A 24097-nucleotide genomic window follows, 5' to 3' on the forward strand; every position below is an offset into this window, starting at 1 on the left:
AAGACCATGTCCAACCCCACCTTCCCACAGATTAGCGGGCCTGTTGCCGGCAGCAACGGCCACGTCTTCGGCGGCCCGATCGCCGATCCTCCTGCGGTAAAGAAACGTTAATTTTACAGAAATAACGTATTTTTCCAGTGCCGCAGGAATCCCTTCCTGCGGCCTTTTGATTTCTTGCCAGGTTCGCAGGGATTGCCCTGACGCAAACGAGGTAAGAAATGTTCCGAAAATCGGGTGTAAATCAGCGGCGTCGCGGGCTGGCCGAACGAATCCCGCGGGTGGCGAGCCTGTCGTGGCCGATCGTAATCAGCATGCTCTCGTTTACTGCGATGGAGCTTGCCGACACCCTCTTTGTGGGGTGGCTGGGCACTGCGGAGCTGGCCGCTGTGGGGCTGGCGACGACGGCGACCTTTCTGATTAACGGATTTTTTATGGGAACGCTCCAGGGGGTGAGCGTGGTGGCGTCCCAGGCCAGCGGTTCGGACAACCGGGAGCGCGCGCTTCAGAGCGCCAGCGCCGGGATCCTGCTGGCGATTCCTTTCGGCCTGGCGGTGGTGGGGTTGAGCCTGCTTGATGTGTGGATCTTCCAGGCGCTGGGCGGAGAGGCGCATGTGCAGGCGATGGCCCGCGAGTACTTCGGGATTCGCGCGCTGGGTGCAGGGCTCTGGTATGTCTCGCTGGCGCTCTGCAACTATTACCAGGGCGTGGGCGATACGCGCACGCCGATGAAGGTCAACATCCTGGCCAACGCGATCAACATCGTTCTCGATCCGATTTTGATCTTCGGTCTGGGCCCGATTCCGGCGATCGGCGTGCAGGGCGCGGCCATCGCCACGGTGATAGCCCAGGGCGTGGGGCTTGTGGCGGTGCTCTGGCATTTTGCGCGACACAGCGGGCTCTTGCGTCGGGTGCCGATGGAAGTGGTGCGCTCGATCGGCAGGCTGGGCCTGCCGATGGGCGTGCACTATGTGCTGGGGATCGGCGGATTTACCCTCTTCACCGCGCTGCTGGCTCGTCTGGGCACCGTGGAGCTCGCGGCTCACCAGATCGCTTTGAAGGTGGTCAGCGTGAGTTTTTTGCCCGGGAAGGGGATCGGGCAGGCTGCCACGATTCTGGCTGGCCAGCACGTGGGTGCCCGTCATTACTCAGAGGTGGCTCGATCCTACCAGGCCGCGCTCGTGTTGACCTGGCTTTTGATGGGGCTCTTCGGGCTGAGCTTTGTGCTCTTCCACGATGCCATTGTGGGCGTGTTTACCAGCGACGGGGCGACCATCGCGCTGGCCGGAAAGTTGTTGATCGTCGCGGCGATCTTCCAGCTTTTTGATGCCACTGTGATTGTGACTGCCGGTACGCTCAATGGCGCCGGGGACACCCGTTTTACGATGTTTGCGGGCATCGCGGGTGCCTGGTTCTTGCTCGTGCCCTTTGCCTACCTTTTCGCCTATGTGATGGGATGGGGAGCGGTGGGAGCGTGGATGGCGTTGGTGGTGGAGATGGCGGTGGTGGCCGGTGTGTTGGCGCTACGTTTTCAGGGTGAGGGCTGGCGGCGAGCGCTGCTCGACCCTCAAAAAAAACGGCCGCTGCGCGCGCGCCTTGGTCGGCGAGCCGCCTGATCGAGTTCATCAGGCAGCTCGCAGTGCTGAGAGCTCCATGGACGGACGCGTAGAAAAACCCCTGGCGAGCTGCGGCTCGCCAGGGGTTTTTCTACACCAGCACGAAGGCCCGGTCCTGACGCCCCGGTCGCATGAGGTCGTTGAAACATGCGTATGAAAGGCATCTTTGTGCCCGGCGCTCAGGACTCTTTGCGCCGGATGTAGAGGGTTTTTTCCACCCGGGCGACAAGTTCGCCCTTCTGATCGCGGATCTCGACTTCAAAGACGGGCTCGTAGACGCGTTGGTTCTCAAGCGCGAGCCAGACCTTGTCGATGTCCTCCTGCGTGAGACGAAATTCGGCGTGAACGGTCGAGCGCCCCGGGCGCTTGAACGCGATGGTGGCGGACTTGTCCCAGACGACGACTTCGGGGCCGAGGTTCTTGAGGAGCATCAACATAAAGAAGGGATCGACCATCGCGTAGAGGGAGCCGCCAAAGTGGGTGCCCACGTAATTCTGGTTGGTCAGTTTCAGCGGCATCTCCACGCGGATGTGGCGATAGTCGGGCGCGATGTGACGTACGCGGATGCCGGCGCCCAGGTAGGGCGGGTAGAGGCGCAGGACGAGATCGAGTCGTTCGGTCATCGCGCGGCGCGTGCGCTTGAGCAGGGGGCGTAGCATGGGAGAGCTCCGGGCGTTGAAAGGGGATGCAGCTACGGCAGGGAGGTGGGGCGTTGGGCAGGGCTGCCATGCAGTGTTATCGTCAGCATCTATGGGAATGGTCAACGGACGGTAGGAGCATGCGATGTGGCGAGGGGCCTGGCGAGGTGGTGCGTGGTTAGGAGTGATGCTGATCGCGGTGGTGATGGTGGCCTGCAGCTCTCCGGGGGATGACGCGCGCACCGATGGTGGTGAGCGGGACTCTGGCGAGCACGATGCAGGGGGGAGCGAGGACGTCGGCGAAGATGCTGATGTTGGAGGGCTTGAGCCCCCCCGTTGTCAGGCGTTTCCTCAATGCGCAGACGACGAGCGGGTCGTCGACTGCCAGTGCGTCTCCAACCTCGACCGGCGTTGCTCCTATGATGATGAGTGCCGCCCTGAGGAGACCTGCCAGGAGATCGAGGCGGGGCGTCCGAAGGTGTGCATCTATGAGCCGCCGGCACCCCGCGGGTGCCCTGGCGAGCCGGGCTGTGAGGCCGGGGCGCAGGAGGTTCTTCTGGCCGGAGCCGCCAGCATGATCATTACCCCGGAGTCCTTTAAAGCACCGCCCGCCGAGGGTGAAAGCGACCCGGGGTGGGAAGATGATGCGATGTGGATCGCGGGTTTCTCCAGCGGGCGCCCGGCGCTCTTCTGCCCTGAGGAGCGCATCGGGTGCGACGGGCCGGAGTGTTGCGTCTCGAAGTTTGCGCACGACGATCTCAAGAGCCAGATCGTGGTGTTGCGCCAGGATGAGACGACGGTGGCGATGGTTGCGCTCGATGTGGTGGGGTTCTTTCATACCGACGTTCAGGCGTTGCGCGCCCGCATCCCGGCGGAGCTGGGCATCGACCACCTGATCGTTGCTTCCACTCATAACCACGAGGCGCCCGATACCGCCGGGCAGTGGGGGCCGGGCTCCCCGCTTCCGAACCGAAGCGGGCGCAACCCGGCGTTTATCGAGCGTATCCTCTCTCAGACCTTGCTGGGGTTGGAGCAGGCCGTTGCGAACCTGGAGCCTGCTCAGGTTCATGCAGCCGTGCTCAAACCCGGGGTGGAAGGTCTGGCGATCAGCGACAGCCGTCCCCCCTATATCTTCGATGATAACCTGCCGGTGGTGCGCGTGAGTGCGGTCGATTCAGGGGAGACGATCGCCACGCTGCTCAGCTTCGCAAACCACCCCGAGGTGCTCTGGTCGGGCAACCAGCTCATCACGGCCGACTATCCGCATTATGTGCGGAAGTACATCGAGCAGGGGCTGGAGGCCGTGCAAAACTCCCAGGGTCAGGAACTCAAGCCCGCGCTCGACGGGCTGGGCGGGGTCACCGTCTTTTTTGTCGGCGCGCTCGGCGGGCTCATAAACCCGGGGCGAGGCGGCGCGCTCAACTATGCGGACGAGGCATTTGAGGGGGAGCAACGCCATACCTTTGATGCGGCCGATGCTGTGGGGCAGCGCCTGGCGATGCACGTACTGCGGGCCCATCGCGATGGCGAGCTCCTCGCGCAGGACTCGCCGGCGTTGAGCTTTCGCACGGTGACCTTTCTTACGCCGATTGAGAATACGATCTTTCAGTTGGCGGCGTTTGGCGTGAAGTTGATCGAGCGCGACGTCTACAATGCTGCCCAGATTAACACGTTGCAGTTCTATCCGGGGCCGCCGCAGGTGCTCACCGAGGCTTCGGTGGTGGGGCTGGGCTCTGTGGCCTTCTTTACGGCTCCGGGAGAGGTGTTTCCGGAGAGTCTGGTAGGGGGGTACCCGGGCCGCACGTCCGTCTGGGACCCTGTGATCGGCGACGTGGAGGAGCGGCGCGCCGAGGCGGTCTGTGGTCCCGACGGCATGCCGCTTGAGGGGGGCGACGAGGGGGAGTCTCCCTGTGTGGTGCGGCCCGACCAGGTGAACCCGCCGGACTTTGGATTGGCTCCCCGGGGGCCCTACATCTATGAACGGCTGGGCTCCGGGGCGTTGCCTTTTTTCATCGGTCTGGGCGGTGATTTTCTGGGCTATATGGTGCCATCTTACGATTACGAGGGGCCGCAGGGAACGCAGGCTGCGCCGGGCTCCCATTATGAGGAAACCAACGGGGTCAACGGCCAGATTCAGGCCGACTGGGAGGCGGCGCTCGACCGGCTTTTGACGCCGCGTTGAGGCTCCCGGCCGGGCGGTGGACGGCCGATTGCTTGACGCCTGAACAGGCGTGCATAGCTTGACTCTCGACAGCGGGATCGCGTGGAGCTCATGGAGTGACAGGCTTCGACGCGTTCTCGACCCAATCACCATGATTTTTATGGACACCTCGCTGCGGGAGGGGAGACGTCAGGGTGGCCTTTTCGTAAGGCCACACGATGAGGCTGCGCCTTGTTTGCCTGACACCGGCCCCGGTGGTGTGTGTCTGCCCATGGAGCAAAAGCGATGCGTATTGAGAAGTTTACGATCAAGTCGCGTGAAGCCCTCTCCGAAGCTCAGGATCGTGCCGCCGAGGCACAGCACCCGGAGGTTCGCACGATTCATCTGCTCGACGCGCTCTTAGAGCAGGACGAGGGCATTGTCTCTCCCATCATCAACAAGCTCGGCGCGAGCAGCGACCGGTTGCGCAAAGCGGTGCGTGAAGCTCTGGGGCGTATGCCTCGGGTGGAAGGCACGACGCCTTCGGTATCCAACGCGTTTGGCGAGGTGTTGCGTGTGGCCCAGAAGGAGGCCGACGGACTGCGCGATGAATACGTTTCGACCGAGCACCTTTTGTTGGCCTTAAGCGAGGCCAGAGATGAGGGCGGGCAGGTGTTGCGCTCGGTTGGCGTGACCCGCGATCGGGTGCTGGCGGCGATGACGGAGGTGCGCGGTAATCAGCGCGTCACGGACGTCAATCCGGAGAACAAATACCAGGCCCTGGAGAAGTACACCCGTGATCTGACGGCGATGGCCGAGAGCGGCAAGCTCGACCCTGTGATCGGCCGAGATGAAGAGATTCGCCGCGCGCTGCAGGTGCTCAGTCGACGCACCAAAAACAACCCGGTGCTCATCGGTGAGCCTGGCGTCGGTAAGACGGCGATTGCCGAGGGCATCGCCCAGCGCATCACCTCGGGCGATGTGCCCGAGAGTCTTAAGAACAAGCGGGTGGTCTCCCTGGACCTGGGGTCCTTGATTGCTGGCGCGAAGTTCCGCGGGGAGTTCGAAGATCGCCTCAAGGCGGTGCTCCAGGAGATCGATCAGGCCGCCGGCGAGATTGTGCTCTTCATTGATGAGCTGCATACGCTGGTGGGTGCGGGGGCCTCCGAGGGGTCGATGGATGCCTCCAACATGCTCAAGCCGGCGCTGGCGCGCGGGGAGCTTCGATGCATCGGCGCGACCACCATCTCGGAGTACCGCAAGTACATCGAGAAAGACGCCGCTCTGGAACGTCGCTTTCAGCCCATTCAGGTTGATGAGCCCACCGTTGAAGATAGCGTCACGATTTTGCGCGGGCTTAAGGAGCGCTACGAGGTGCACCACGGCATCCGCATCTCGGACGCGGCGCTGGTGGCCGCAGCGCAGCTGAGCCACCGCTATGTCACCGACCGCTTTCTGCCCGATAAGGCCATCGACCTGGTCGATGAGGCTGCGGCCGGCGTAAAGATGCAGCTGGAGAGTCTGCCCGAGGAGATCGACCGCATGGAGCGTCGCATCACCTCGATGGAGATCGAGCGCCAGGCGCTCAAACGTGAGGATGACGCCGCCAGCAAACAGCGCCTCGAAGAGGTCGAGGGAGAGATCGCCGAATTGCGTGAGAAGGCCAGTGGCATGAAGGCCACCTGGATGCGTGAGAAGGAGGTCATTCAGAAGGCGCGCGACTTTAAGCAGCGCCTCGAAGATCTGCGCGTTGAGTACGAGCAGGCTGAACGCGGTGGCGATCTGGGGCGAGCGGCAGAGATTCGCTTTGGCACCATTCCCGCCACCGAGAAGGAGCTGGAGGCGACTCACGAGGAGCTGGCGGAGCTTCAACAGAGTGGCAGCTTTCTTCGCGAGGAGGTCACCGATGAGGATGTGGCTCAGATCGTAAGCAGGTGGACCGGTATCCCGGTGCAGAAGATGCTCGAGAGTGAGCAGCGCAAACTTCTCACGATGGAAGACCGTCTGCATGAGCGGGTCGTCGGCCAGCATCAGGCCGTCGAAGCGGTCAGCGACGCGGTGCGCCGAGCGCGCAGCGGTCTTCAAGATCCGCAGCGTCCCATCGGTTCGTTTATCTTCCTGGGCCCGACGGGGGTGGGTAAGACCGAGCTTGCGCGCTCGCTGGCGTCTTTCCTCTTCGACGACGAGCAAAACATGGTGCGCCTGGACATGAGCGAGTTCATGGAACGCCACGCCGTCGCTCGCCTCATCGGCGCACCTCCGGGCTATGTGGGCTACGATGAGGGCGGCTACCTCACCGAGCATGTGCGCCGGCGCCCCTACACCGTGGTGCTCTTCGATGAGATCGAAAAAGCCCATCCGGATGTCTTCAACATCCTGTTGCAGATCCTTGATGAGGGACGGTTGACCGACGGCAAAGGTCGCACCGTCGACTTTACCAACACCGTCATCATCATGACCTCCAACGTGGGTAGCCACCACATCCAGGATTACGGCCAGAGCGATCCGGAGCGGGCCGAGGAGCTGGTGATGGAGGAGATGCGCGAGATGTTTAAGCCGGAGTTTCTCAACCGGGTCGACGACATCATCCTCTTCCAGTCGCTGACGCGGAAGGAGATGGACCATATCGTCAACATTCAGCTGGGCCGCCTGCGCAAGTTGCTGGAAGACCGCGGCTTCGGGCTGCGCGTAAGCCCGGAGGCGATGACGCTTCTGGCCGATCGTGGCTTTGATCCGGTCTACGGTGCGCGTCCGCTTAAGCGGGTTGTTCAGAAGGATGTGCAGAACGCGCTGGCGAAAGAGCTTCTGGCCGGACGTTTTGCCCCCGGTGAGACGATTGCGGTGGGCGTTGATGATGGCGAACTGACCTTTGAGGTCGCCGGCTCGGCGGGAGCGCAGGCCTCGGTGCATTGAGCCCGAGGCGGGGCGCCCCCCGGAGGGTTAGGGGGCGCCCGGTGAGTTTGGGTCGCGAAGGACAGGTGCAGGCCCCCCGGAGACGACGTCGACGAAGACGCGGTCGTAACGAGCGACCGCGTCTTTTGTGTTTGTTCATAGCGCCGACCCACGCATCTGCGATCTTGCGTCGGGGAGCGGGGAGCATGTTAAGCAGGGTGGGAGAGAACTTCTGGCCTGTGGGTACCTGGCGAGTGCGGCATCAATCGTGAGGATAGGATGGTGGTGGAGAGCAAACACGCAGGAGACGATGAGCTCCTCGAGTACCGTGCGCGGCGCGTGTGGGGCGCGAAGGGATGGACCGATCGAAGCTCGGTGTGGGTAAAGGGCGGTGAGGTTGTGGCGGTGGGGGCGCTTCCCGAGCGCGCGTCGCGCTACCGCACGATCGACCTCGGGGAGGTCGCGCTGGTACCGGGGCAGGTCAATGCGCATAGCCACGCCTTTCAGCGGGTGATGCGCGGGTTGTCGGAGCGGCGCGATCCGGCGCGCTCCGACGATGACTTCTGGACCTGGCGTGAGGCGATGTACGGGGTGGCGCTGAGTTTATCTGCCGAGGAGGTCGAGGCGGCCGCACGTCTGGCGTTCTGGGAGATGGCACGGGCGGGCATCACCCATGTCGGGGAGTTTCATTATGTGCATCATCGCCCCGATGGAGCGCCCTATGAGGACCCGAACGAGCTTGCGCATCGGGTGATCGCCGCGGCGCAGGCGGTGGGCATTCGCATCACGCTATTGCGGGTTGCCTACCACAGCGGGGATATCGGCAAGGTGGCGCAGCCGCGTCAGCGGCGTTTTATTGAGCCCGATGTTGCGACCTACCTCCGGCGGCTCGCTGCGCTCGAGGAGCGCTGGGGTAAGACGCCCGGGGTAAGCCTGGGTTCGGCGCCGCATAGTATTCGGGCGGTTGATCGGAGCTGGGTGGAGGCGATCGCCGAGTTCTGCTCCGAGCGCCAGATGGTGATTCATTCCCATGTCTGCGAGCAGCCTGCTGAGATCGCCGCCTCACAGCGCGCGTATGGCATGGGGCCGGTCGAGGTGCTGCATGAGTGGGCGGGGCTCAACCCACGTTGGACCCTGGTGCACGGTACCCATATGAGCGAGCGGGAGCTTGCGATTGTTGCCGAGACGCGTCCCACGATCTGTGCCTGCCCCACCACCGAGCGCAACCTGGGCGACGGTTTTTTGCCGGCGCGCGAACTGGTGAGCGCCGGAGTGCCGATCGCGCTGGGGAGCGACAGCCACACTGTGATCGATCCCTGGGAGGAGATGCGCCTTGTGGAGTACCACGAGCGCCTGCGCGCGCAGGCCCGAAATGTGCTGCCGGCCTGCGACCCGCAAGGCCGCATCGAGAGCGCGGCGGTGCTCTGGGAGATGGGCTCGGTGGGCGGTGCACGCGCGCTCGGTCGCAGCGTGAGCGGGCGAGTTGAGGTGGGGCAGCCGGCGGACTTCGTCGCGCTCGATCTTCAGTCTCCCTCGCTGTGGGGAGCCTCGGCCTCAACCTTGTTGGACCACATCGTTTTGAGTATGAGTGCCAGCGCGGTGCGCCACACCGTGGTGGCCGGGCGCTTGATCATTGAGGATCGCCGCCATGTCCATGAAGATGCGCTGCTGGCCGGCGCGCGTGAGTTGATGGCAAAGCGCGCCGCCGATGTTTCACCCCGATAGAATATGCCGCGCGCAGGATGGCTGCGCGCAACCCTGATGGTCGATTTTCCTCCCCCCGGAGACCTCCCGATGTCGAACTGGCCCGAGCTTTGGAAAGATCTCACCCTTTCGGTGATCGACGTGGAGACCACCGGTCTCGATCCTCAGAACGATCGCGTCACCGAGGTGGGCATCATTCGTTTTGAGGGCGGAGAGGTCGTGGAGACCTACGGCAAGCTCGTCAACCCGGGCTGTCCGATCCCTGAAGAATCCACGCGCATCACCGGCATCAAAGACGAAGACGTTAAAGACGCGCCCCGTTTTGAGGAGATCGCCTCCGAGGTCCATGAGCGTCTCCAGGGCGTGGGCATCGTGGCGTATAACCTGGCGTTCGACCGCAGCTTTATTCGCTACGAGCTGGAGCGCTGCGGGCTGAGCTGGCCGGAGGAGTCGCCCACGCTCGACCCGCTGATTTTCGCGCGGCAGTTTTTCAAAAATCACCCGCGCAAGAACCTCGGTGCGATCTGCAAACTTCTGGGCATCCCGCTCGAAGAGGCTCACCGTGCCACCCATGACGCCACGGTGACCGGGCATGTGCTCTACGCCTTTGCCGATCGTCTGCCCGAGCAGCTTGATGCGCTTTTGATGCTTCAGGCGCAGTGGGAGCAGCAGCAGGCCGCCGAGATGAGCGGCTGGCGTGGCCGGGGGCGCAGCGGCGGCGACTTTGAGTCGCTGGGCGATGCGCTGGGCGGGGCGGCGATCGGGTTGGGACCGGCCTACATCTACGGTGACGAGGCCGATCCGCTTCGCGCCCTTTACATGAGTGTGCCCGAGGCCAATGACTGAGACTGGCGCAATGACATTGAGGCTGGATGCAGAGCTGGAGCGCGAGGAGGTCTATGCGCCTCGCAGCCGCCGGTTCTGGCGGTCGCTCGATTATCTCTGGGGCTACATGCCCTCCTACCGCGATAGCCGTGCGGGGCGTCAGCGCGCGCGTCAGGTCAAGGTGGGGCTGGCGGTGCTGGGCGTGCTGGCAATGATCTTCGGCGGATCTGCCGGCCCGATTGTTCTGGGGGCACTGGCGGCCGCGCTGGCGATCGCTGCGCCGGTTCGTGAGTTGAAAAAGCGAAGCGTTCACAACAGGTTAAGGGCGCTTGCGGCCGATCGCGCGCGGCCGGTTTCTCATCCGGGAAGCGTGATCTTTGACGGGCGTCGGCTCGAGCTGCACGACGCCCAGACGATGCTACGGCGGGTGCTCGTGGATCGACCGGGGCGAGAGCTTGTGTTTCGGGTGCATGGGGAGAAGATCTGTGCGGGGTTGCGGCCGCGCTCGGGCAAAAAGCGCGACGCGATCTGGGTTTGCGCTCCGGGGCTGAGATCGGAGGATGTACCTGTGGCCTACGCCGGGGGGCTGGCCGACCTGAGCGAGCAGGAGGTCGATGTGCCTGCCAACGTCAGCGCGAAGGACTGGCGTCGACTGATCGAGACCCTGGGTGAGGTGATTCAATGAGCAGCGCGGTGGAGCGATTTCTGGAGCCCGGGGGGCTGCTCGATCAGAAACTTGAGCGCTATGAGTTTCGCCCCCAGCAGGTGCAGATGGCCCGGGTGGTGGCCGATGCGCTGGAAGGGCGTCACGCGGCGATCGTGGAGGCAGCCACCGGTACCGGCAAGACGCTGGCGTATCTGATACCGGCGCTCCTCTCAAAGCGCCGTGTGGTGGTGAGCACCGGCACCAAAGCGCTTCAAGAGCAGCTTTTTTTCAAAGACATTCCCTTTCTTCAAGAACATCTGCCGCGCTCCTTTAAGGCGGTGCTGCTCAAAGGGCGGCGCAACTACCTGTGCAAGCATCGCTTTGAGGAGATGGAGCGTAAGCCTGCGTTTCGATCGGCCGATGACGTGCGCATGTGGCCGGTGATCCGCAGCTGGGCGGGCAAGACCCGCACCGGTGACCGCGCGGAGATCGATGGGCTGCCTGATAATTACCCCACCTGGCAAGAACTCTCGGTGGGCTCGGAGGCCTGCCTGGGCACCAAATGCCCCTTCTACGATGAGTGTTTCGTCAACCGGGTGCGCGAAGATGCGCAGGAAGCCGACGTCATCGTGGTCAACCATCATCTCTTCTTCGCCGACCTGGCGCTGCGTCAGACGGGTTTTGCCGAGATCTTGCCCTCCTACGACGCGGTGGTCTTCGATGAGGCGCACCATCTGGAGAGTGTCGCCACCGAGTACTTCGGGTTGCAGGTCTCCAACTTCCGTTTCTGGGAGTTGGCCAGTGATGTCGAACGGGCGATGGAGAGCGACGAGGTCAGCGTGGAGGCCTCGGCCGATGTGCTGGAGGCGAGCAGCTACATGGTCAAAGTCGCAGGTCAGCTTTTTGACCGCCTTTTGGGCGTGTTGCGTGAGGGACGTCACGGGCTCGATGTGCTCGACGATATCCCGGAGCGGCCGGCCATCGATGAGGCGCTGGCCGAGGTGTACGACTCGCTCGACGATCTGGGAGGGGCCGTGCGTGCGGTGAGCGCCCTGGGAGAGTCGGGCCAGCGCCTGGCGCAGCGGACAAGCGAGCTGAGCTTTGAGCTCAAGCAGGTGATGAACTGCGATAACGCCCGCTACGCTTATATCGTAGAGCGGCGCGACCGCGGGGTCTTTTTGCAGGCCGCGCCCATCGATCTGGCCGGGCTGATGCGGCGCAAGCTGCTCGATACCCACGACGCGCTGGTCTTCACTTCGGCGACGTTGGCCACCGGCGGCAACTTCGAGTTCTTCAAGCGCCGCATGGGCATGCTGGGCTTTGAGCGCGAGGAGGGGCCTTCGGTGAAGCCGGTTAAGGTCGAAGAGCTGATCTTAGAGCCGGTCTTCGACTATGAGAACCAGTGCGTGCTCTATGTGCCCAGCAAACTTCCGGCTCCCAACGATCCGAAGTTCTGCGATAATGTGGCGCTGATCGTCGACTACCTGCTCAAGATCACCGAGGGGCGTGCGTTCGTGCTCTTTACGAGCTATATGAACATGAACGCGGTCTACGATCTTCTGGTCGACACGCTGGACTTCCCGGTGCTCCTGCAGGGGCAGGCCAGCAAGCGCGAGATTTTGGAGAAGTTCCGGTCGACTCCCAACGCGGTGCTCTTCGCCACGAGCTCGTTCTGGGAGGGAGTCGACGTGGAGGGCGAAGCGCTGAGTATGGTGATTATCGACAAGCTGCCCTTTGCCAATCCCTCCGATCCGCTGACCCGTGCTCGCCTCAACCTGGTGGATGAGCGCGGAGGCAATAGCTTCGCACAGATTTCATTGCCTTCGGCTGCGATCACCCTCAAGCAGGGGTTCGGGCGTCTGATCCGCTCGAAGAGTGATGTGGGGGTGGTGGCGATCCTGGATTCGCGCGTGGCCCATAAAAGTTACGGGCGCTACTTTCTCAACAGCCTGCCACCGGCCCCGGTGGTGTGGTCAGCGCCGGCGGTCAAGCGCTGGTGGTATCAGCGCCATCCCGACGCCTTGAGCACCGAGGGGTAAGGGGCGAGCGGCTTTTGCGCTGCCCGATACAATCTGGGAGGATTTGCAACGAAGCACAGGACGACTCGTCGCCGGTGATCAGGTTCAATAGGTGCTTGTTTATCGCGTCGCAGCTGGCCAGCCCCCGGGGTCCAGATATGCTTGAGTTGATCGAGAACGTCGTGTTGACCACGAGCTTTTTGCAGATCTTCATCCGCCTCTCGCAGATGTCAGCGACCGACGTTGTGTTGCTCTTTTTGCTTTCCAAGCCGGTGTTTGTGCTGATGGCCGCCGGCTCGGTGCTCCGTGGTAGGACAAAGCGCCACGATCACTATCTGGGGAGCGATCGCTCCGAGCGCTGTCTTCCGCGTTGAGCGCGGGCTGTGCTATGGCTGCGCGAAGAGGTTGGCCGGCGCGATGAGCGCGCCGGGGTCGCGCAGAGCTCGTGAGGCAGATGATGGGCACAGAGCCCGAAGCGTTAGAAGGGTTTGAGGTCGATGCCGGGATGTCTACTGGCAAGCGTGTCGCGCTTGGAGTGGGTGCGCTGCTGGTGTTCGTGGCGATTCTGGGGGCGGTCACGCAGATGGCCGGGGTGGGCTTTCTGGGGTACCGCTCGATCCTCTACGGCTCCGGCGAACTCTACGTGCTTAATCTGAGCGACGAAGAGCGCTTTGTGCAGGTGGAGGGTCGCGAGCCGGAGCCGGTCCTGGCGCAAAACGCTCAGATTGTGGAGCTGATCGGGGGCACCTCGAAGGTCGATATTCTCAACGCCGATAAGAGCCTCTGGAAGAGCTACGACGTGAGGATCGACGATTCGGCGGCGCTTTTGAACATCTCGCACGAGGCGTGCCTTGCGGTGGCCGATGTCACCAGTCTCTATCGCGGTCAGGACGAGGGGTTGAGCTTTCAAAAGTTGCTTGATGCCTCCACCGAGTTTTATGCGCTCGATTCGCATAACGTGATCTGGCCGCGGCGCAGTTTCCCCGCGCGCATCGATCCCTCGAAGGGACCCACGCTCTGGGTGGAGATCGTTGCGTGTCGACTCTTTGATGATCCGAATTACCTCTCGGAATACCTCATGATTCGCCTGCAGCAGCGCATGGAAAAGCGCGGCCAGGCGGAGTGATGATGACCGGGCCGGGATCCTATGCCGGCGGCTAGTGGCAATTCGAGCTTGGGTTTTGCGCGCCTCAACGCTAGGGTGAGCTATCGCCTTTTTGAGTAACGCTTGACCCGTTTCGGACACTGCGGCCTGCATGACCACATCCGAGGAGCCATCGTCGGGGAGCCCGAAATTCACCCCTTCGGGGGTGCGTCTGGGCAAGTTTCAGATCTTCGAGCAGATCGGCCAGGGGGCGATGGGCGAGGTGTATCGGGGGTATCAGCCTGAGCAGGGGATGGAGGTCGCCGTCAAGGTGATCTCGGGCGATCAGGCCGGTGAATCAAGTTACCAGAGAGCTTTCGGCCATGAAGTGCGCAGTGTGGCGGGGTTGGATCACCCCGGCATTGTGCGGCTTTTTGATTACGGGGTGATTGGTGAGAACCGCCTGGATCTGGCGCCGCGCGCGTTTCGTCCGGGAAGTCCCTACCTGGTCATGGAGTACGCGCGTGCCGGCACGCTGGCTGGCTTGATGGACGAGGCTCAACCCTGGGTGGTGATTGAGCTTGTGGTGTATGCCATTCTCGACGCGCTGGCCCACAGCCACGCGCGCGGTGTGGTGCACCGCGATATAAAACCTCAAAATGTGCTTCTGGATCGCGGAGAGGAGAGCTGGCCGGGCGTGCTGCTGACCGACTTCGGTCTGGCCTACGCTCTGCAACCCCAGGACGGGGTTGTGCAGAGTAAGAAGGTGGCGGGTACGCCGCAGTATATGGCGCCGGAGCAGCTCCTGGGGCGCTGGCGCGAGTACGGCCCGGCTACCGACCTTTATGCGCTGGGGTGCGTGATCTTCGAGATGATCTGCGGGGAGGTGCCGTTCGGGGGCGATAACGTGATGCAGATTGCCCGCGCGCACCTCGATCATCCGCTGCCGCCTCTTCGACCGCGTGGCGAGGTGCCGGAAGGCGTGGAGGGGTGGCTGGCGCGTCTTCTGGCCCGCGATCCGCGACAACGCTGGGCATCGGCGGCGCTTGCCGCCCGGGAGCTGCGGCGTGCGGTGGGGCGTGCGTCGGTCGGGGTGAGCGCGCGCCAGTGGCAGGCGTTGTTGCAGGCCAACACCACGTCGACCGACGAGCGGATGAGCGCAGAGGTGCGCGGGCCGGGATCGGGGCAGATGTCGCCCTTTCATGCGCTTACGCCGCTGTTGAACTTCGAGCCTGTGCGATCGGTGGGCGACGTGTCCGAGCGATTTACGCCTCTGCCCGCCAACTGGGAGCGACCGAGGCGAGCCTCAAGCATTCGGGTGGCCGGTGCCGGGCTGGGGCTCTTTGGACTGCGACGACTCTCGACGGTGGGGCGCGAGAACGAGCGCGAGCTGCTCTGGTCAACGCTTCGCCAGGTGATCGCCACTCGGAAGCCTGCTGCGGTGATGCTCACCGGGGCACCGGGGGTTGGAAAAGATCATCTTGCGACCTGGCTTGTGGAGCGGGCGCAGGAGGTGGGATCGGCCCGGGCTCTGCACGTGCGCTACCGCGCCGACGGTGACGCCAGCGATGGAGTGATGGACGCGTTGATGCATCACCTCGGATTGGACGGGGTGGGGCGCGCAGAGGTGATGGGCCATCTGGAGGCGATTGTTCGCGCGGGCGGAGGCGACGATCCCTACCTCTGGCAGGCGATGACTGAGCTGTTGCTTCCCTCGCAACCCGGTGATGAGGCGGGCGTACGTATGAGCGGCCAGGCTCAGCGTCAGCGTGCGTTGGCCGATTTCTTAATGCGCATGACCATGTCAGGCCCGCTGATCATTCGGCTGCAGGATGTGCATCGCAGTGTGGAGGCGCTGGGCTGGGTGAGCCTGTTGCTCCATCAACTTCAGGAGCGCGTTCCGATCTTTGTGGTGATGAGCGCGCGCGATGACGCGATGGCGCTGAGTGAAACGCACGCTCGGGCTTTAGGGGAGCTGCGCGAAGGCGGGGCGTTTTCCGAAGTACCTGTCGAGGCGCTCAGCCCGGCTGATACCCAGAGCTTTGTGGAGGAGCTGCTCTTTTTGGAGCCGGGCCTGGCCCGGGAGGTTGCCGAGCGCTGCGCGGGAAATCCGCTGGTGGCCACAACCCTGGCAGCACGCTGGATAGAACGCGGCCTTCTGCAGCCCACGCTCGATGGGTTTCGGCTGGAGCGAGACGTTGCCGCCAGCGAACTTCAGGATGACGAGCTTCTGTGGTTGGCCCCGGCGTTGGCCCTGGTGGATGTGTACGGTGCAGACCAGCTCTTCGCCTTGCAGCTGGCCGCGGTGCTGGGCGCGTGCCTGGAGCTGAAAGACTGGAAGCGAGCCTGTGAACTCGCCGAGATCGCGTGGACCAATGACGTGGTGGAGCATCTTCTGGTGCGACGTCACCTGGTGGAGGTGGGGGGCGATAAGTTGGCGTTTTCGCATAACCTCTTGAAGGAGGCGCTGCTCACTCACCTGCGCGGTTCGGGAGGTTGGCAGAAGGCGCATGCCCTCTGCGCGCAGGTGTTGGAACCGGCGGTTGCTCGTGGCGAGGAGGGAGCGCTGGAGCGGTCTGCGGCGATGCTCAAAGAAGGCGGCGAGCTCGAAAAGGCTGTACGACGCTACATGGAGGCCAGCGAGCTTCGTCGACTTCGGGGTGAGCAACACGTAAACGCGTATTTGCTTGATCAGGCCTGGCAGGCCCTGGAGCGACTTGCCGACAACCACGACGAGGACATCGCGCGACTTCAGGTGAAGTTGGCTCTCGGGCGTTCCTGGGCGTACAACTCGATGTACTATGTCGGGCTTTCGCTCGAATGGGCGGAGCGGGCGGAGACGCGCGCGCTGGAGTTAGGAGATGCCGCGTTGGTCGCCCAGGCACGAGCCCTGGCGGGTTCCTGTGCGATTGTTTGTGGTCAGCCTGCACAGGGGGAGACGCTCTTGCGTCAGGCATTGGAGCATTTTCGCGACCATGGTTCGGGGGGCTCTCCACGCGCTTATGCGATGGCTGCGACAGCCCTGGCGCGCTCTCTGGCACGCCGCTCGGAGTGGCTCAACGTTTCCTCCCTGCTTCAGGAGGCCGTGACGCAGGCCGACGCGTCGGGCGATATCGTCCTGGTGGCCAACGTTCGTTTTGACAATCTGTTGCTGCGTCATAAGCGGGGGGATGTGCCGAGCCTGGCGGAAGTCGACGAGCTGATCGCGATTTGCGAGTTGGCCGATCAGAGCATGGGGCTCTCGGAGGCCTTTAACCTTCGCGCCGAGGTCTTGAGGTTGCAGGGAGATCTGGAGGGCGCGCGTGCAGCACTGGAGCGCTCGCTTCATTATTGCAGCCGCGTCAATGTGCAGAACGGCATGGTGGCGATGATCAACCTGGGGCTGATGTTGATCGCCGAGAAGAACATCGAAGAGGCGCGTTCTTATTTTGAGCGCGCGGCGGTGAGCTTCAGACGACAGCGTCGTCCGCAGCTTTTGCTTTATGCCGTGTTGGGCTGTCTGGTGAACGCGCTCAACGAGCGGGAGCAGGGGCGTGTCCAGTCGCTCGCCGACGAGGCGCTGCGCTTGATTCGGGATACCCGATTTTATGGCGATGGCGACGCCCGCCTGCTGATCGAAACCGCCACCGAACTCGCTGAGGAGGGAGGCGAAGAATGGGTGCTGCGGGCGCGTCTCAGGGAGCTGCGAGAGGCGATGCCACACCTTCTCACAGCTCCCTGAGCACGCGGGGTAGCGCGTTTACGGCACTGACGTCACCGGCGCGAGGTTTTTGTAGTAGAGGTAGGCGTCGTTGAGCTTGCGCGAGGTGATGGTGACGACGCTTTCGACGTTGAAGGTCGCGAAGATGCCGGAGTTGTCGATGTAGTTTGCGATGTCATCGACATCGAACTCATCGCCTTCGATGTCGATCCAGCTGGCTCCCTCAGCGCTGACCATGTAGCCGCCCACGTTGTTTGTGGTCATCTCGGACAGCAGATCATTGCGAAAGGCATTCATATCTTTGTCGCTTACGCCGGAGTACGTGGCTTCAGCTTTGAGTCGTTTATCGGCCATGCGTATTACCTCGGTACTGAGGGCAGAGAGGTGCACTGAGTGAGAGTGGCTCTCTCAAACCCAATCCCAGTGTGATGTGGCGACAGGAGCGCTGGCAAAGCGCTTCCCTACAACAAGGCCGGCCAGTCACGCAGGACAGCGAGTCGATCGGTGGCGAGAGCGCCGGGATCCCTCCCTATCTTGTAGTGACGTTTTGTAAGTATGGCGGGTTCGTGACGAGACTTCAAGCTTTAAGCCCAGATGTTTCGCGGCCTTAGAAGTAGGGGGGCGCGGCAATTTTTTGGACGCCGCACCTCTCTATGCTCTATAAGCAGGGCATGAACGGGGAGTCGAAGAGCGAACATAGCGTGGCCAGGACCCTGGCAGATGGGCAGGGGACATCAGGGCGTGGAAGCCATCCGGTCGGGGCGGCGCTGCTTATGTGCGCGCTGGTCTGCGGAGGACTCTGGGCTGGCGTGGAGGCGCTGCGCAGCCCCACGGTGCTCAAGCGGGCCATTGCGCCTCGCCTGGCGACGGTGGCGGCGCAGCAGGGGGTGGACCTGAGTATTGGTGCGATGGGGCCCGCCGGTTGGACGGGGGTGCGCGCCTATGAGGTTCGGGTCGGCAAGACGCAGGGAGGGCAGCGGGCGGAGGCACGTTTTGATGAGGTGGAGCTTCATCTGGACTGGTCTGAAACCTTGCGGGCCCGCGCGCCGAAGTTGGGGGAGGTGCGGCTGGGCAGGTTTGAGCTCTGGGGAGGGGAGGCATCTGCCGAGGCGCCTGATGTTCGAGAGGGCGCGGATGAGGTTAGCGCAGGGAGGGCATCGAATGAGGGTAGCTCGGAGCGGACGTCTTTGCAGGCGGCGGGGCGGACGGAGCGCTTTCTGGCGCCGGTGGTGCGCGTAAGCTGGGAGGGGGGGCCGGTTGATCTCCAGGGCGCGCTGTGGCCCGTGGAGTTGGGCGCTGGTGAGGCGCGCGTCGATGTGACCGGGCGCACGTTGGTGTCGATGAGCGCTCGCGGAGAGCTGGACTCGCAGCCCTTTGAGGCCGGGCTTGAGGGCGAGGCGCTGGTGGTGCGTACCGAGGCGATGGATGTGGCCGCGCTGCTCAGAGCACCCGCAGGTCAGCTCGAGGTGGAGTCGGTGTCGCTTGAGCTGGGGGCGTCGCTCGCCAGGTTGAAGACGGGAAAGATGCCTGAGCGCGTGACGCTTACGAAGATGCGTGCACGGCCTTCTGAGAGGGCGGATGTGGCGCTGGAGGCGGATACCTCCACCCTGGAGCGCCGCGGTCCGACGGTGATCTGGCGTTCGGAAGGGGCGCGGGTTCGGGGCGCGCAGACGATCTACGCGTTGCGTGATGTCGAGTTGAGCTACCGTGCCGATGTGCCCGGGATCGGCCTTGTGGCCGAGGTGCTCGACGATGAGGGGGGGCACCTCAATGTGGAGGCGCAGTGGCATCTTCCCAGCGCGATGGTTGGCATCAACGCCTGGTTCCACGACTTTGCCTGGGATGGCACCACGCCCTGGCCGGTGCCCGGCTCTTCGCGCGTGGAGCGGGCGCTTTTGGAGGGGACGCTGCATGGCGAGGTGGACCTGGCACAGCGCATCGCTGACCTCAACGGGGATCTTGTACTGGAGGAGTTTCATGTCAGCGCACCCTTCCTGGCCGAAGAAACGCTGAAGTTTAAGGCGATGGAGGTCGGCCTGGGCGCGACCTTTGATGCCGGCGCGCGCGCGTTGAGTGTGGGGGCGGGGCGCCTGAAGTTGGGCGAGCTCGACGAGGTGCGCTGGTCGGGGCATGTGATCGATGCTGGCCGGGGGTTCTCCTTTGGATGGTCACTCGCCGGCGACGACCTGGACGCGAGTCAGGTGCTCTCGGAGCTTCCCGAAGCGATGAGTGGGATGCTGGCCAAGACCCGGATGAAGGGGCGCTTTGGGGTGGATCTTGCCACCTCCGGGCACAGCGCGTTTCCTGACAGCCTGATGCTCGACGTGAGTTTTACAGGGGATGTTCAGGTCGAAGACTCGCTGCGCTGGGATGCGATGCGGGCCGCCGGTGTTGAGGTTCCCGAAGAAGCTGGCGGTGGTGGTTTCTTTGATTCCAGGGCGCATCCGGCTCGTGACGTCGATCCGAAAGAATGGGTGCGTATCGCGCGTCTGCCCGCCCATGTGCCCTCGGCGCTGCTCTCGGCAGAAGATGCGACCTTCTTGCAGCACGCCGGCCTCGACTGGGTGGGGTTGCGCATGGCGATGGTGCATAACCTGCGGGAGGGAGCGCTGGAGCGCGGCGGCAGCACCATCACTCAGCAGCTGGCGAAGAACCTCTTTTTGACCCGTGATCGCACCATCTCACGCAAGCTCCAGGAGGCGTTTTTGACCTGGCGCATGGAGAGCGAGCTGAGCAAAGAACAGATTCTGGAGCTCTACACCAATGTGGTGGACTGGGGCCCCGGGGTTCACGGGCTCTACCAGGCATCGCGCTTCTACTTTGATCGTAACCCCGATGAGCTGAGCGTCTCGCAGAGCGCGATGCTCGGGGCGATTCTGCCCGCGCCCTCACGCTTCGGGGCGTTGATCAAGGCCGGCTATCTGCCGTCGAGCCGTCAGGACAAGATGAGGCGCGTGCTGGTGAATATGCGCTTTCTGGAGCAGTTGACCTGGCCGGAGTACCACGCGGCGCTCGACGAGGTGAATCGCGGCAACCTGGGCGGGGTGCAGCTTGCGGTATGCGCCGATGATGAGACGGCCGGTGAGGATGATCGCAGTTGTGTCGAGGTGTTGGAGTCGCAGGTCGAGGAGGAGGGCGATGGCGAGATGTCCTTTGAAGATGGCGAGGGCAGCCACATCCCCACGGAAACCGGATGGATGCCGCTAACCCACTGAGCCGCCTGTTGCCAGCTGTTGGGATGTCAGCCCCGGGACGCTCCGCGTCCCGGGGCGCTTGTTTTTTGCCCGCGAAAACCCACGCGGGCATCTCCCTGCGCCTTCGGCGCACAGCCTGAACCTTCACTCCTCTGGCGCGACGACGGTGAGGTTGCCATCGGCGCTGACGATGAGCAGGGCCAGGGTGCGCGCCGCATCGGTGGTATTCAGCAAACCGCTGGCAACGAGGGTGAGCGCTTCGCCATCAAGCAGGGAGAGGGGCAATGCAAAACCCGCCAACGGGGTGGTCGTGTCGGCTGCGGGCGTGATCTGAGCGACGATGTCTTCCGAGGCGACGCTGAGATAGCCGTCAAAATCACCGTAGGTCAGTGTCTCGCTCAAGATCTGCGCGGACTCCCCGGCGTCTGTGACAAGCGCAACGGTGGGGGCGTCAGGCACGCCGTGGAAGACGAGAAGATCGACGGTATCGGGGCTGCGGGCCTCCTCAAGCGCGTCGGAGTTGAGGAAGATTCGCAGGGCGATGTCTTCGCCGTCGGGGTTGGCGGTGAAGGCTCCCGGATCGAGGACGCCGCCGATCACCGCGACCGCCCGTTGCCCCTTGCCCAGGTTGAGGGTGCTTGTGAGCACCTCGGTGTTGGCGTCGCCTTCCGCAGTGGCGAGAAGTTCGATGTCTTCGCCGGCGACGATGGTTCGAAAGGAGGTTGCCTCGCGGAAGGCCACCGCCGGGTAGGTCAGCTCGTTGTCGAGGTAGAGATCAACGGAGGCTGCGTCGGGGTCTGGCGCGTTGTGGATCAGTTGCAGGCGTGCGGCTTCATCCAGTGCGATGCCCTCGCTACGATCGCCGCCGTAGCGCGAGGGGAAGAGCGTGAGCTCGAAGGCTGCATCGGGATTCTGAGCGCTGTCTGCAAAGCCGGTGGCGACGACCACAAAGGCCTCTCCGCCGGTCAGCTCCGGAGTTTGAAAGGAGCCCTGGCGAGCGCCATCGGAGGCCCGGAGAAGATCAAAGGCCAGCACCCCCGGGGCGACCGAGAGGTAGCTTTCTGCGAACTCACCATACGCGAGTTGCGAGAGGAGTTCGGTGCCGTCGGGGAGCGCCAGCGCCACGGCGGGCTGGTCGCTGGAGGCGTGGAAGATGGCGAGCTGGTCGAAGTTCGGTTCGTTGGAGCGCTCCCGGGCGTCGGCAAAGGTGGTGAGGCTCAAGGTGGTATTGGCCCCGTCGGGGTTCGGACTGAAGCCTGGCGGGTCGAGGACACCGGCCACCACGATGATCGTGCGTTCATCGGCCGGGAGCGCGACCGCACTGAACGTGCTCAGCGCATCGTCGACACTTTCCGAGTCCCCCGGGGCGATAGCGATCTCCAGATCGTCGCCGCCGTCCACATCCACAAAGGGTGTGGTGGTACGAAACTCGAAGTCATCCAGGAGCAGAGTCTCATTGAGGTACACATCGACGGATGCGGCGTTGGGGTCGGCCGCGGCGTGAATGAGCTGAATGCGCGCCTGACCCGCGGGGATGGGAACCTCCTCATCGTCGGCGTCACCGGTGTCAGCGTCGGCATCGTCGGTGTCATCGGCGTCGTCTTCGACATCCGGGGGGGGGGCGTCTTCGGCGTCGCCAGCATCGTCGGTATCCCCCGCATCGCCGGCATCCAGGTTGGGATTGTCGTCCGGGTCGTCATCGTCGCAGGTGCAGGCACCGCCGAAGACCAGGAGCCCGCAGAAGATCGGGGTCAGCAGGCGGTGCAGCGAAAGCGTGGCAGGTAGAGGGGGGAGGCGATGCGGCATGGAGGCTCCTGGAACGAGGTGGTCAGGCAGAAGATGAGGCTCGTCGGCGAAGCTCCAGCGGAGCCTCGGCGCGACTGCCACAGACCTCGTGCGCGCCCCCATCGATGGCGGAATCTGTCATGCGGAACGACGCCGGGGCCCTTCCGGGGCCTGCCGGGCAGGTCATGGCCCGCAGGGCGGCGTGTCCGTACGTTTGAGAGAGGGGATGGTAGACACTCCATCATCCCCGGCAAGCGCTCGGCGAGCTGTGTCCGTGCGTACCTTTAAGAGGAACGAGGATCCTTCAGGGCAACGCGGTAGAGCCGGGAGGTACGCGATGGTACGTCGACGACGAACGCCTCAGACCCAGCGCTGGATACGCTGGGGCGCGGCCACGGTGCTGGTGTTTTTGCTGGTCTGGGTGGCGATGACCTGGGGGAATCGGGAGGAGCCTCCCCACGGCTCCGGTCCGCAGCCGATGCCCGGGGAGGAGGCACCCGGTGTCGAGGAGCCCCCGGCGGCAACCGACCCGGAGTCCGCGCGCGAATCGCCGCGTGAGCGCGGTGAGTCCACGATGGAACCGGCCCGGGGCGATGATGACGCCCTCGGTGGCGAGCCGCAGAGTTCGGTGCTTTCGGCCGGGCCCGACCCGGAGCGCATCGCCGAGCTGACCCGGGCCGTGGAGCGATCGCAGATCGAGGCCCAGGTGGAGCCCGAGGAGCGCGCGCGCCTCAATGATGACGACGATGTTGAGGAGGGCGAAGAGGGCATTGCGCCAGATTCTACGGGAACTTCAGACGACCCGGGGTCAGCCGGAGACCGTGTTGAAACACGCGATGATGAAGCTCGCCGGCAGGCTCTTCAGGCGTTGATTGAGGAGGAAGAAGTCGACGACCTGGAAACGCTGGAGGCGCTCGCTGACGAGCGTGGCATCGCCCTCACCGAGGAGGAGGCGCTCAGCGAAGAAGAAGCGCTCAGCGAAGAGGAGGCGTTGGCCGAGGAAGAAGCCATGGCGGAGGAGGTCATGCTGGAGGAGGAGGCACTGGCCGCCGAACTCGAAGATGAACTTGAGGCCGAGGTCGATGCCCTCCTCTACGGCGATGAGACGGAGCTGAACCCGATGACGGGTGAGGAGGGTGACGCGAGCGCGAGCGAAACGACGCTCAGCGAGGAGCTGGCGACCGGGGGCGATGACGCTCTGGGAATGGAGGCCGCAGGCGACTGGGAGGGGGCTGTGGCGGGGATGGCGCCCGCCGGCGCGCTGGCGCAACTCGGTGGTGCGACGCCGGAGCAGGTCGCCGCGAATGCCGCGGGCTACGCCTGGGCCTCGACCTCCTCGCTGGTCCTGGCACTGGAGGCGCTTCGGTTGGCCCTGATCGATCAGGGAACCCCGGCCCGGGTGGTCACCCGCACCGACGGCGAGGAAGAAGACGAAGACGACGACGAGGATGAGCGCCGAGACACCGGTGAGGATGATTCCGATGATGATGACGATGACGATCGCGGTGAGGATGATGACGACAACAGCAGTGGCGACGACGATGACGATCGCGGCGAGGACGATGATGTCGCCGGCGATGATCGCCGTCCCGACGAGATCCTTCCGGTGGAGGAGGCGACCCTGATCTGGGCCGCCTGGAGCCGCGGCGTCACCGAGCTCCGGCGTACCCAGGAGCGCTTTTATCCAGGGCTCGCCTGGATGCTTGTAGAGGTCGAAGATGCGTTCGAGGCACTGAGCCCGGGGTTGCCTCTCAGCGAGCAGTCGGAGGCCCTGGTGGAGCTTGTGGGGCGTACAGCGGCCTTAGTGCAGGCGATGGAGGACGCCGAGGTGCTCGGAGGAGCACCTTCGCCGATTTAA

15 protein-coding genes are annotated in these 24097 nt (G+C 63.8%); 12 read left to right on the plus strand and 3 right to left on the minus strand.

The features are described from left to right. Nucleotides 1–218: 218 nt before the first annotated feature. Nucleotides 219–1613, plus strand: coding sequence for an MATE family efflux transporter (locus EA187_RS16430; protein WP_115607122.1), 1395 nt, complete (start codon nucleotides 219–221; stop codon nucleotides 1611–1613). Between the two features lie 179 nt (nucleotides 1614–1792). On the opposite strand, the gene EA187_RS16435 is transcribed toward EA187_RS16430, so the two are convergent. Then, on the minus strand, nucleotides 1793–2272 hold the full coding sequence (locus EA187_RS16435; RefSeq protein ID WP_127780970.1) for a DUF4442 domain-containing protein: 480 nt from the start codon (nucleotides 2270–2272) through the stop codon (nucleotides 1793–1795). A 124-nt stretch (nucleotides 2273–2396) separates the two neighbouring features. On the opposite strand from EA187_RS16435, the gene EA187_RS16440 reads away from it, so the two are divergent. From EA187_RS16440 to EA187_RS16480, 9 genes are all read left to right on the plus strand, one after another. Then, complete coding sequence (locus EA187_RS16440; protein ID WP_127780971.1) at nucleotides 2397–4433, plus strand: hypothetical protein; 2037 nt, start codon at nucleotides 2397–2399, stop codon at nucleotides 4431–4433. 264 nt (nucleotides 4434–4697) lie between these two features. Further along, nucleotides 4698–7304 carry an ATP-dependent chaperone ClpB gene (clpB, locus tag EA187_RS16445; protein WP_115607117.1) on the plus strand — a complete coding sequence of 869 codons (2607 nt, stop codon included), beginning with the start codon at nucleotides 4698–4700 and terminating at the stop codon, nucleotides 7302–7304. 258 nt (nucleotides 7305–7562) lie between these two features. Further along, nucleotides 7563–9008, plus strand: coding sequence for a formimidoylglutamate deiminase (locus tag EA187_RS16450; protein ID WP_127780972.1), 1446 nt, complete (start codon nucleotides 7563–7565; stop codon nucleotides 9006–9008). A gap of 69 nt (nucleotides 9009–9077) precedes the next feature. Then, nucleotides 9078–9833, plus strand: a complete 756-nt coding sequence (locus EA187_RS16455) for a 3'-5' exonuclease (protein ID WP_164856338.1) — start codon at nucleotides 9078–9080, stop codon at nucleotides 9831–9833. A gap of 10 nt (nucleotides 9834–9843) precedes the next feature. After that, the gene (locus EA187_RS16460; RefSeq protein ID WP_115607112.1) at nucleotides 9844–10497 is read left to right on the plus strand and encodes a hypothetical protein; all 654 of its coding nucleotides are present in this window, start codon (nucleotides 9844–9846) and stop codon (nucleotides 10495–10497) included. Further along, a complete protein-coding gene (gene yoaA, locus EA187_RS16465) occupies nucleotides 10494–12497 on the plus strand; it encodes a DNA repair helicase YoaA (RefSeq protein WP_115607111.1) in 2004 nt (667 codons plus the stop codon). The genes EA187_RS16460 and yoaA overlap by 4 nt, the downstream gene beginning before the upstream one ends. Nucleotides 12498–12634: 137 nt before the next feature. Further along, complete coding sequence (locus EA187_RS16470) at nucleotides 12635–12850, plus strand: hypothetical protein (protein ID WP_127780974.1); 216 nt, start codon at nucleotides 12635–12637, stop codon at nucleotides 12848–12850. A gap of 83 nt (nucleotides 12851–12933) precedes the next feature. Beyond that, a complete protein-coding gene (locus tag EA187_RS16475) occupies nucleotides 12934–13602 on the plus strand; it encodes a hypothetical protein (RefSeq protein WP_127780975.1) in 669 nt (222 codons plus the stop codon). Between the two features lie 130 nt (nucleotides 13603–13732). Next, on the plus strand, nucleotides 13733–17281 hold the full coding sequence (locus tag EA187_RS16480) for a serine/threonine-protein kinase (protein ID WP_127780976.1): 3549 nt from the start codon (nucleotides 13733–13735) through the stop codon (nucleotides 17279–17281). An 18-nt stretch (nucleotides 17282–17299) separates the two neighbouring features. On the opposite strand, the gene EA187_RS16485 is transcribed toward EA187_RS16480, so the two are convergent. Further along, complete coding sequence (locus EA187_RS16485; protein ID WP_115607104.1) at nucleotides 17300–17614, minus strand: hypothetical protein; 315 nt, start codon at nucleotides 17612–17614, stop codon at nucleotides 17300–17302. Nucleotides 17615–17913: 299 nt separating this feature from the next. On the opposite strand from EA187_RS16485, the gene EA187_RS16490 reads away from it, so the two are divergent. Next, nucleotides 17914–20475: a transglycosylase domain-containing protein gene (locus tag EA187_RS16490; protein WP_127780977.1), complete on the plus strand. Its 2562-nt coding sequence runs from the start codon at nucleotides 17914–17916 to the stop codon at nucleotides 20473–20475. A 123-nt stretch (nucleotides 20476–20598) separates the two neighbouring features. Here the strand turns inward: EA187_RS16490 and EA187_RS16495 are convergent, their stop codons facing one another. Then, entirely contained in the window at nucleotides 20599–22260 is a 1662-nt protein-coding gene (locus EA187_RS16495) for a DUF4397 domain-containing protein (RefSeq protein ID WP_164856339.1), read from the minus strand. Between the two features lie 316 nt (nucleotides 22261–22576). On the opposite strand from EA187_RS16495, the gene EA187_RS16500 reads away from it, so the two are divergent. Next, complete coding sequence (locus EA187_RS16500; protein WP_127780979.1) at nucleotides 22577–24097, plus strand: hypothetical protein; 1521 nt, start codon at nucleotides 22577–22579, stop codon at nucleotides 24095–24097.

It is taken from the genome of Lujinxingia sediminis, from assembly GCF_004005565.1.
Classification (GTDB): domain Bacteria; phylum Myxococcota_A; class Bradymonadia; order Bradymonadales; family Bradymonadaceae; genus Lujinxingia; species Lujinxingia sediminis.

Excerpts from the sequence above, each read along its gene's own strand:
- EA187_RS16430 (WP_115607122.1), top strand. The coding sequence starts at position 219 with ATGTTCCGAAAATCGGGTGTAAATCAGCGGCGTCGCGGGCTGGCCGAA.
- EA187_RS16435 (WP_127780970.1), bottom strand. The coding sequence starts at position 2,272 with ATGCTACGCCCCCTGCTCAAGCGCACGCGCCGCGCGATGACCGAACGA.
- EA187_RS16440 (WP_127780971.1), top strand. The coding sequence starts at position 2,397 with ATGTGGCGAGGGGCCTGGCGAGGTGGTGCGTGGTTAGGAGTGATGCTG.
- clpB (WP_115607117.1), top strand. The coding sequence starts at position 4,698 with ATGCGTATTGAGAAGTTTACGATCAAGTCGCGTGAAGCCCTCTCCGAA.
- EA187_RS16450 (WP_127780972.1), top strand. The coding sequence starts at position 7,563 with ATGGTGGTGGAGAGCAAACACGCAGGAGACGATGAGCTCCTCGAGTAC.
- EA187_RS16455 (WP_164856338.1), top strand. The coding sequence starts at position 9,078 with ATGTCGAACTGGCCCGAGCTTTGGAAAGATCTCACCCTTTCGGTGATC.
- EA187_RS16460 (WP_115607112.1), top strand. The coding sequence starts at position 9,844 with ATGACATTGAGGCTGGATGCAGAGCTGGAGCGCGAGGAGGTCTATGCG.
- yoaA (WP_115607111.1), top strand. The coding sequence starts at position 10,494 with ATGAGCAGCGCGGTGGAGCGATTTCTGGAGCCCGGGGGGCTGCTCGAT.
- EA187_RS16470 (WP_127780974.1), top strand. The coding sequence starts at position 12,635 with ATGCTTGAGTTGATCGAGAACGTCGTGTTGACCACGAGCTTTTTGCAG.
- EA187_RS16475 (WP_127780975.1), top strand. The coding sequence starts at position 12,934 with ATGGGCACAGAGCCCGAAGCGTTAGAAGGGTTTGAGGTCGATGCCGGG.
- EA187_RS16480 (WP_127780976.1), top strand. The coding sequence starts at position 13,733 with ATGACCACATCCGAGGAGCCATCGTCGGGGAGCCCGAAATTCACCCCT.
- EA187_RS16485 (WP_115607104.1), bottom strand. The coding sequence starts at position 17,614 with ATGGCCGATAAACGACTCAAAGCTGAAGCCACGTACTCCGGCGTAAGC.
- EA187_RS16490 (WP_127780977.1), top strand. The coding sequence starts at position 17,914 with ATGCTCTATAAGCAGGGCATGAACGGGGAGTCGAAGAGCGAACATAGC.
- EA187_RS16495 (WP_164856339.1), bottom strand. The coding sequence starts at position 22,260 with ATGCCGCATCGCCTCCCCCCTCTACCTGCCACGCTTTCGCTGCACCGC.
- EA187_RS16500 (WP_127780979.1), top strand. The coding sequence starts at position 22,577 with ATGGTACGTCGACGACGAACGCCTCAGACCCAGCGCTGGATACGCTGG.